Source organism: Thalassovita taeanensis (assembly GCF_900110775.1).
GTDB lineage: Bacteria > Pseudomonadota > Alphaproteobacteria > Rhodobacterales > Rhodobacteraceae > Litorimicrobium > Litorimicrobium taeanense.
This window is the reverse complement of sequence record NZ_FOEP01000013.1, coordinates 102,802-110,110: the sequence shown is the minus strand read 5'-3', so window position 1 is coordinate 110,110 and position 7,309 is coordinate 102,802. Positions and strand designations below refer to the sequence as shown.

8 protein-coding genes are annotated in these 7,309 nt (G+C 49.5%); 5 read left to right on the top strand and 3 right to left on the bottom strand.

Translation table 11 applies throughout. The annotated features are described in order from the left end of the window. Positions 1-528 (top strand): hypothetical protein (locus tag BSF79_RS19565; protein WP_217650086.1); only part of this gene is annotated, 528 nt, incomplete at its 5' end. Between the two features lie 235 nt (positions 529-763). Here the strand turns inward: BSF79_RS19565 and BSF79_RS19560 are convergent. Both BSF79_RS19560 and BSF79_RS15520 read right to left on the bottom strand, forming a co-directional pair. Beyond that, the gene (locus tag BSF79_RS19560; RefSeq protein ID WP_139246464.1) at positions 764-1,336 is read right to left on the bottom strand and encodes a hypothetical protein; all 573 of its coding nucleotides are present in this window, start codon (positions 1,334-1,336) and stop codon (positions 764-766) included. Continuing rightward, entirely contained in the window at positions 1,333-2,151 is an 819-nt protein-coding gene (locus tag BSF79_RS15520) for an HNH endonuclease (protein WP_090270736.1), read from the bottom strand. Before BSF79_RS15520 ends, BSF79_RS19560 begins: the two co-directional genes overlap by 4 nt. Positions 2,152-2,234: 83 nt before the next feature. On the opposite strand from BSF79_RS15520, the gene BSF79_RS19555 reads away from it, so the two are divergent. Then, positions 2,235-3,047, top strand: a complete 813-nt coding sequence (locus BSF79_RS19555) for a hypothetical protein (RefSeq protein WP_139246463.1) — start codon at positions 2,235-2,237, stop codon at positions 3,045-3,047. A gap of 161 nt (positions 3,048-3,208) precedes the next feature. Here the strand turns inward: BSF79_RS19555 and BSF79_RS15510 are convergent, their stop codons facing one another. Continuing rightward, positions 3,209-3,739, bottom strand: coding sequence for a hypothetical protein (locus BSF79_RS15510; RefSeq protein WP_090270734.1), 531 nt, complete (start codon positions 3,737-3,739; stop codon positions 3,209-3,211). A gap of 120 nt (positions 3,740-3,859) precedes the next feature. Between BSF79_RS15510 and BSF79_RS15505 the strand changes: the two genes are divergently transcribed. The 3 genes from BSF79_RS15505 (at position 3,860) to BSF79_RS15500 (ending at position 7,262) form a co-directional block, all read left to right on the top strand. Further along, a complete protein-coding gene (locus BSF79_RS15505; protein WP_090270733.1) occupies positions 3,860-5,137 on the top strand; it encodes a DUF4238 domain-containing protein in 1,278 nt (425 codons plus the stop codon). 451 nt (positions 5,138-5,588) lie between these two features. Next, positions 5,589-6,131 (top strand): hypothetical protein, encoded by a 543-nt coding sequence (locus BSF79_RS19550; protein WP_139246462.1) that lies wholly within the window; start codon positions 5,589-5,591, stop codon positions 6,129-6,131. Positions 6,132-6,260: 129 nt separating this feature from the next. Then, positions 6,261-7,262 (top strand): IS30 family transposase, encoded by a 1,002-nt coding sequence (locus BSF79_RS15500; RefSeq protein ID WP_090270732.1) that lies wholly within the window; start codon positions 6,261-6,263, stop codon positions 7,260-7,262. Positions 7,263-7,309: the final 47 nt, after the last annotated feature.

Sequence of the window (7,309 nt, the reverse complement as noted above, 5' to 3'; positions counted from 1 at the left end):
GACCGGCTAGGCAGCCTCGTCAAATCTGATGTGGAGAGCGATCTAGCAGGGCCTCGATCCCGTGGCCGTTACTCACTTACATCTGTACCCAAAACCCCAGAACAGGCGTCGGGCTGTCACGCAGAGTACTTGTCAGGCACTGCATCTTGGGAGCAATGGAACCTTGAGCAACAAGTTAGGAATTCGCGCGAATTCAAAGAATTGGGAGTAGATAATTTTCGCACTAAAGCCGCACGCGCGTTGCGGGACGATGCTTTTGGTAGAAAGAGCATATGCTTCCTGCATGAAGCCTCCAGATATCGGGGCAAAGCAAACTATCGTGACGCAATCTACCTCGCTTATGGCAAGGCAGTTCCGAAACTTGCCGATGGTTTCATCGATGACCTAATTACCGTCTTAACTGGCTTTTCGGCTATGGCAGCAGGGTACTGCTCTGTCAGAATGGGACGCGAGCGGTGGCAGGCGTTCACGGAAGATCTGGAAGACGGAAAGGCTATTTCATTCTCACCATTAGCAGTGTGGTCATAGCAGGCCATTTGTAGTCACATCATCAAAGATTGCCTCATCAAGAATTACTGATTAGAAAGATGGATAGGATAAGAGAGCCTGCCTCCTCACCATTCTGAAGTTGCGATAAATTCTGGTTATCTGAGCGATACTGGTTCTTTGCCGGCTATGTTCACTTCTGGGGCTGATCGGACGAAGGTCCTGTATTCTTGAGCGACAAGCAAAAAGTGTCCAGGCTCCATCCTAAAGCCAGGCGCTACATTTTTTCGCTAAAGTAGTTCTTAGCTTCAGACTCAAGCCTGTGAAGTTCTCCAAGAATTGCGAGTTCCGGGGATTGATTGCCATATGGTCGTTGTCGGGTTGTCAGCATTTCAATGGTCTTAATACGTGATTGGAGATGTGTAGGGCTTACAGCGGCCCGCAATCTTGATAGCGATGCTTTGCTTCGATCCCCGCTGAATTCTTTCAAAGCTTCGAGAATGTCCTCTCCCCGGCTGCGGGGTCGGTCGCTGAAATCCGTTCCGCTTTCGCGTTCGAGCTGTGGATCGGCTTTAGCTTCGACCAGGCCTGACTTAAGTGCGCTTGTAACTTCCGAGATCAGCTCACGCCGATAGTCCTGTGAGCGATCAAAGTGGGCACTTCCCACGAAGAGATTGGGAAGTTGAAAATGGCGGGCCACCGCTTGGGGCAACATGTCTCGACAACTGATCACACCTGACAGAAACTGACCCGTACTTTCAGCGTCGCTATCTTCCCGCCAGGTACTAAAACCTTCTAGGTTTCTAAGAACGTGATCGACAACCCGATCACCTGTGTTCCAATCCATCATGTCTTCTGTGCTCCACATAGCCGGATACTGGACCGATCCGCTGACTCAGGCGGTAGGACCGTCCAATTGGTGATCTTACGTGTCTGAAGTTGGTGTATCATTTCTGCCAAACCCTTTTGGGCAGGATCGAGGTCTGCGGCGAGTGAAACACCAAAAATGGACATCTCTAAAATTGGATACTGATGGCCTGCTAAAGTAATTGGTGGGCAAAATGAATGACTTTGTTGATCGGCATTCCCCATGATCAAAAGCCTATGTTTTCCAATGCCCGCCTGAACAAAAGCACGCACACCGTCGTATTTGCTTGCTCTTGCTTCCTGCGGCCCGTCAAAAAATGCGAGTGTGTTGAACGCGACTTTGTAGACAGCCCGCACAAATTTTGGATCACGACCAAATTCTTGCTCGAATGATACCTTACTTTGCTCTCCGGGTATCCGAGGCTTCATTGATATATTGCTAATGCCGTTTTTGTTTGATCCTGCGGGTAGTTTTACTCCGAATGCCTCAGCGACCTTCGATCCTCCATTAAGATGAATTTCTGGGCCGCTGTCAGTGTAGCGTCCCTTTATGGGTGCCCAGTTATTTATCGACGGTTTTTTGCCGCGTTTGCGCCTGACGCCCTTCATAAATGCAATGATTTCAAATTGACCTAGCAATGCGTTGTCTATGTGTCCAAACCCATTGTTGCAGGCCATACATACGCAATCTTTGAGCACAAAGTCCGGCGGGCAACCAAGAGCGTCTGGCAAAATGTGCTCGATGTTCGCTCTACTTACAGGTTGGGCGCACCAAATGCAGCTTGAGGGGCTCGTCATCTTGAAGATTTCCTCACTAGTCGGGTATTCAAAAACCGAAGTAAATGGTAAGTGCTTGCCGATGACAAATACAGGATGAGGCCTTGATCTACTACGATAAATTCCAGACCTGGGACGTTTCTTTTAATGATCTCGTAGAGCCTTTGATTGGCCTGCAAAACTTAACTAAACTGACCACTTCTGGCTTCGAATTTATTGAGGATGCTGGCAGCTTTGTTTCGAGTTTGGCTGGCATCGAGCTAATTTCGTCAGAAATTCTTAGTTGGCTAACAAAAAATGAATTTTGTGTTTTCCATGGAACTAGACTGCTGCCCAAGGAGGTAGCATCCATAAGGGAATTGGGTCTACAACCTTTGACAGCCCTCAGTCGACAAGAGCGCCTGAGTGAAGTTTTTGGAAATCACGACGATTGGGAGGTCGTGAAGGAAAACCTCACTGAAGTCTTGGACGACGTTGGGCCGAAGGAGAAGCAAGGAAGAAGAGAAGGTCAAGTTCATTTTAGCCTCTCCAGATCGGGTCTTGTGAACGGGTTCGATCATTATCTGACCCATGGTTCCGAGTTTGATCAACACGTGGCTTCAAGGCTATTCCCCGATAATTCCGGCTTGCGGCTTCTGCAATCCAAGACTGTGCCCTATCTTGTTCATGTGAAAATGAGTGGCGAAGACCTCGTTAAAGGTGCTCATCCACACTTTAGCTACCAAGATGTCATTGAAATGGGAGAAGTTCCAGGATTAGGAGCGACGTTTCTAAATGCTTGGGCATTCAAGAAATCAAATCCCGACTTTGATATTAGGAAGCTGCACTCTGATTGTTGCGTGATGCAGAAAAAACCTACTTCGCGAGAGAAAATTATGGAAATCGAAGAGCTTAACGCACCGAATCCAATGTTATAGTTTTATTTGCCGGCAAGGACTTAGACGCAGCCAAAGTGAATGCTCAATTAGTCCGTTTGGCCGACCTTAGATCAGCTGTTTAACCTTTCATATGGCACACAGCTGACGTCCCGAAAACAAGGGTGTAGGTCAACGCTGGAGCACATAGTTCTTTGAAATTGCTATTTCGTCTGCTTCGCTGCATCACGTACGACCTTTGCAAACCACTGGTGCAAACCGATATCCAACGCAAGTTTGTAAAACTCTTCATCTTCACCCTGCAGTCCAAATTTGCGAACGATGCCGCGCGTACCTTTAGCAATTTCGTCAATATCTCCTGATGACACCCATTGCGAATCTCCAACGGTTTCCTCAAACGCGACAATTACATTTTCTGACAGGCTTGCACCAAATAGGAAATAACGCAGATACTTCAGGAAGTGGGGATGGATGATTATATCATCGCCTCTTGTGCCGTTTCGCTCAAAGAGCCCTTGATGCGACGTTTTCAGCCGCCCGAGTTGATAATCTGGGTCAGACCAGTACCGCAGTCTTACCTCTGGTATCGCCCCGCGATCCATCAATTTTTTAGTAAGCTGCTGGACCAGAGGAGATTGTCGCCTGTACTGCTCATGGTCCATTTTCAGCGCATCCAGCTCTATTCCAGCTAGAAGGTCTACTTCGTCTTCGTCAAGTTCAATTGCATATTTCATTTTGTATCCGAATGTTCAGTATTTGTTCTGCTGCAAGAGATTGCGTAAGAACCTCTGTATGAAGGATCTCGAGACAGCGGCGTAAGGGAGAGTGAGTAGTGTGGGGATTATTTTTGGTTCATGTCTAATGATGAGTATAAACATAACCATTATGTTCCGGAGTGGTATCAAAAGCGGTTTTTGCCTGAGGGGCAAAGCAAGCAATTCTATCTGGACCTTCGCCCAGAAACCATGACGCAGGGCGGTCACACCTATACCCGGCGCGATCTTTTGCATTGGGGTCCAAGGCAGTGTTTTGCCCAGGATGACCTCTACACCACAAAGTGGGGTGAATCTGAAAACCGGGATATCGAAAAATTCTTCTTTGGGCGTTTTGATACGGAGGGACCTTCCGCGGTTCAATTTTGGTCAGATTTTGAGTTCAACGGCACAGCTGATGACGCCTTTAGTACGCTTGTACCATATATGAGTGTGCAAAAACTCAGGACACCGAAGGGTTTGGGTTGGCTGCACACGTTGCAGGGAGGCTCCGACAAGAATGCAACCCTGCACCGCCTCCAAAAATTGCAGAACATTTTCTGCAACATTTGGGGGGAGGCCGTTTGGCAGATTGCGGACGCAAGAAATTCTCCAACAAAGTTCATCATTTCCGATCATCCCGTTGTTGCGTATAATCGGGAATGCTTCCCAGTTTCGAAATGGTGCAGAGGGTTCAACGACCCGGACATTCGTTTCGCCGCAACCCACACCTATTTCCCGCTCTCACCAGATAAAATTCTGATCCTAACGAATTTGTCGTGGGCACGCGACCCGTTCCAGAATCCGTTAAAGTTAAGGCCAAATCCTCAGTATTTTCGGCAAGCTGCAATGTTTAGCATGTTGGACATACAACATCACCGCTACCTCACCGAAGAGGAGGTGCTGGAGATCAATTATGTCACTAAGAAGAGTGCGTTCCGCTACATCGCTGCCCCTCGAAAAGAATGGCTTTATCCTGAAAGGCACCTGCGCTCGACCCACTGGCGAAAGTTGGGCGATGGCTACTTGCTAATGCCCGAGCCGCGGCACCTCTATGGCGGCGGTACAATGTATGCAGGATTCACGGGTGGCGGCAGTGAAAGCTGGAGTGAATACGGTCACAAGCCTTGGGACGAAGGCTACGAGGACAAGGAACGTGATGATCGGGAATGGGATGCAATGGACAGGTTCAAGGCCGAATGGTCGGCAACGTATGGGCCTGAATACCGAGGGGTTCTTATTGATCACGGGTTCCCGAAGCAAAAGATACGCTGGGGCACGGGAGATGAATATTATCAAAGTGACTGTGTGCGAGATCGCGAAACATTAAGGCGACCAGGAGAGAAAGCGCGGCGCAGGCGGCTGCAGAGGCGGCGTTGATCCGTTGCATTCATTTTGATGCCAGCCGCATGAGGCTTCGCTGAGTGTTAAGCCCTTTGTGACAGCCTTGATTCGTGTACGGCAGTTACGCGATACCGACAACAACGCTTTGGATTTAGTCAAGGGGTAGGCTGTCACGGTTACTGCCCGTTGCACATCCATACAAGAATTGCGGTTCACGTATCGCTCACACCAACACGGTTCTATTGAAGCGTCGAAGCCTAGTTCCGAGGCGGTAACGATACTTCCTAGTTATCGTTACTAAGCTGGGAGGGACGGCTGTCCAGATGTGCATTTTTGCAAAACTTGGTCGCTGTTCTGATGAAATCGATTTGAAAGGTGCGGCGAGTTTGCAGTATGTGACATGTAAAATTTTGAGTGGATAGTTTATTAGGAGAGCGGCATTTTGGGGAGGAGACAGGACAGCTATGCTTCGATCAACGCCAATGAGATGCGTGAATTTCAGGATAAAGTTGTGGCGCCTTCATTAGGTAGGCTCCAACCTATTCCCCGTGAGCTAATTGGCGGACAAAATAGTTACTTGGCCCAGATCGCGCGCGACAACAGTCACAATTCTCTTTGCTACGAAATTCGCCTGAGCTTTGCGTTGACCATCGGAGCGGCCTTCGAACGAAATCTACGGTTGTGGTTAGTATTGAGATCAGAGGTAGCCGCTGACAGAATAGAACGAGCTAACCGTCAAACCTTGTTTCAGTATGTGAGGGATCTAAGGGGCTCTCGAGCAGCAGTAATGCATGATGCAAGTCTTTTAGAACTATGGGAACTTGTCAGTGTTGCTCGGCATGGAGATGGAACAGCAGCAAAACGGCTCATGGCGCTGAACTCAGACTTATGGGCTCATCAAGATACTGAAATGCAGGCCGTATCTGAAAAAGTTGGGCTAAGAGCGTATAGCATGCGCGTTCAAGACGCCGATTTGGAAAGGTATTTTGCTTCTGTAGTGACTTTTTGGGAGACCGTCAGTAGCGAGTGATGTTAATCTAGGCAAGTCAAAATATTACATAATAAATATTATGCGTAAAATTCTTGTGTAGCGGCGCGCGCTACCCTCAACTGCGACTCTTGTTAGAAAACAGTAGTTTATCTGATGAGAGGAATCGGTATGGGAGCCGTTTACAAGCAACTGAGTATCACAGAACGACGCAAGATAGAACGCTGGAGACACGCAAAGGTCCCTGTCGATGAGATGGCGCGCGTTCTGAAGCGCTGCAGATCAACGATATTCCGCGAACTGAAGCGCAATCATTTCGCGGATGAAAGTATGCCTGGATGCGACGGCTATTACGGTGCCGCCGCCCACCTGATGCAAGCGGAACGTCGTGCTCGGGAGCGCAAACTGATCAAACATCATGAGCTTCGCAAGCGCGTGATCGAGCGCGTCAAGAATGGTTGGACACCAGAGCAGATCAGTAACCGCATGATCCATGAGCGTGCTCCACTCAGGGTCTGCCAGGAAACCATCTATCGCTACATCTATTCCAAGGAAGGTCAGCGCGAGGACCTGTGGTGGTATCTACCGACCCACCGTGTCGCCCGCCGTCCTCGGCGCACCAGAAGACGTCGAGAGCCGAAATTCCACCGCGATGTCAGTATCCTGTTCCGCCCTGATGATGTGGCTCATCGCCGCCAGTTTGGCCACTGGGAAGCTGATTTGATGCTGTTCAAACAAAAGCTTGGCCAGACCAATGTCACCTCACTGGTTGAGCGCGTGAGCCGCTTCACCGTGATCCTGAAGAACCCAAACAAACGCACCAAGCCGGTCATGGCCAAGATCATGAGTGCCATTAAAGATCTCCCCCTCGTCGCCCGTCGGTCCATCACCTTTGACCGCGGAACCGAGTTTGTCAGTTGGCCGCACCTCCAGGCCAAGATCGGAACCCAGACGTGGTTTTGCGACCCTTCCAGCCCTTGGCAGAAAGGCACAGTCGAGAACACAAACCGACGCCTTCGAAGGTGGCTGCCCCGCAAACGCGACATCCGGCAATGCACAGATCACGATATGAAGGTGATCTGTGATCGCCTCAACAACACGCCGCGCAAGTGTCTTGGATGGAAGACCCCAGCCGAGGTCTTCCGCGAAAAGATATTGGAGGAAATGCGATGACGCCCCTACCCTGAGTTCAACACGAGTCGCGGTTCAGGTATCGCTCA

Coding starts and splice junctions, on each gene's coding strand:
- BSF79_RS19560 (WP_139246464.1), bottom strand. CDS start 1,336: ATGATGGATTGGAACACAGGTGATCGGGTTGTCGATCACGTTCTTAGA.
- BSF79_RS15520 (WP_090270736.1), bottom strand. CDS start 2,151: ATGACGAGCCCCTCAAGCTGCATTTGGTGCGCCCAACCTGTAAGTAGA.
- BSF79_RS15510 (WP_090270734.1), bottom strand. CDS start 3,739: ATGAAATATGCAATTGAACTTGACGAAGACGAAGTAGACCTTCTAGCT.
- BSF79_RS15505 (WP_090270733.1), top strand. CDS start 3,860: ATGTCTAATGATGAGTATAAACATAACCATTATGTTCCGGAGTGGTAT.
- BSF79_RS19550 (WP_139246462.1), top strand. CDS start 5,589: ATGCGTGAATTTCAGGATAAAGTTGTGGCGCCTTCATTAGGTAGGCTC.
- BSF79_RS15500 (WP_090270732.1), top strand. CDS start 6,261: ATGGGAGCCGTTTACAAGCAACTGAGTATCACAGAACGACGCAAGATA.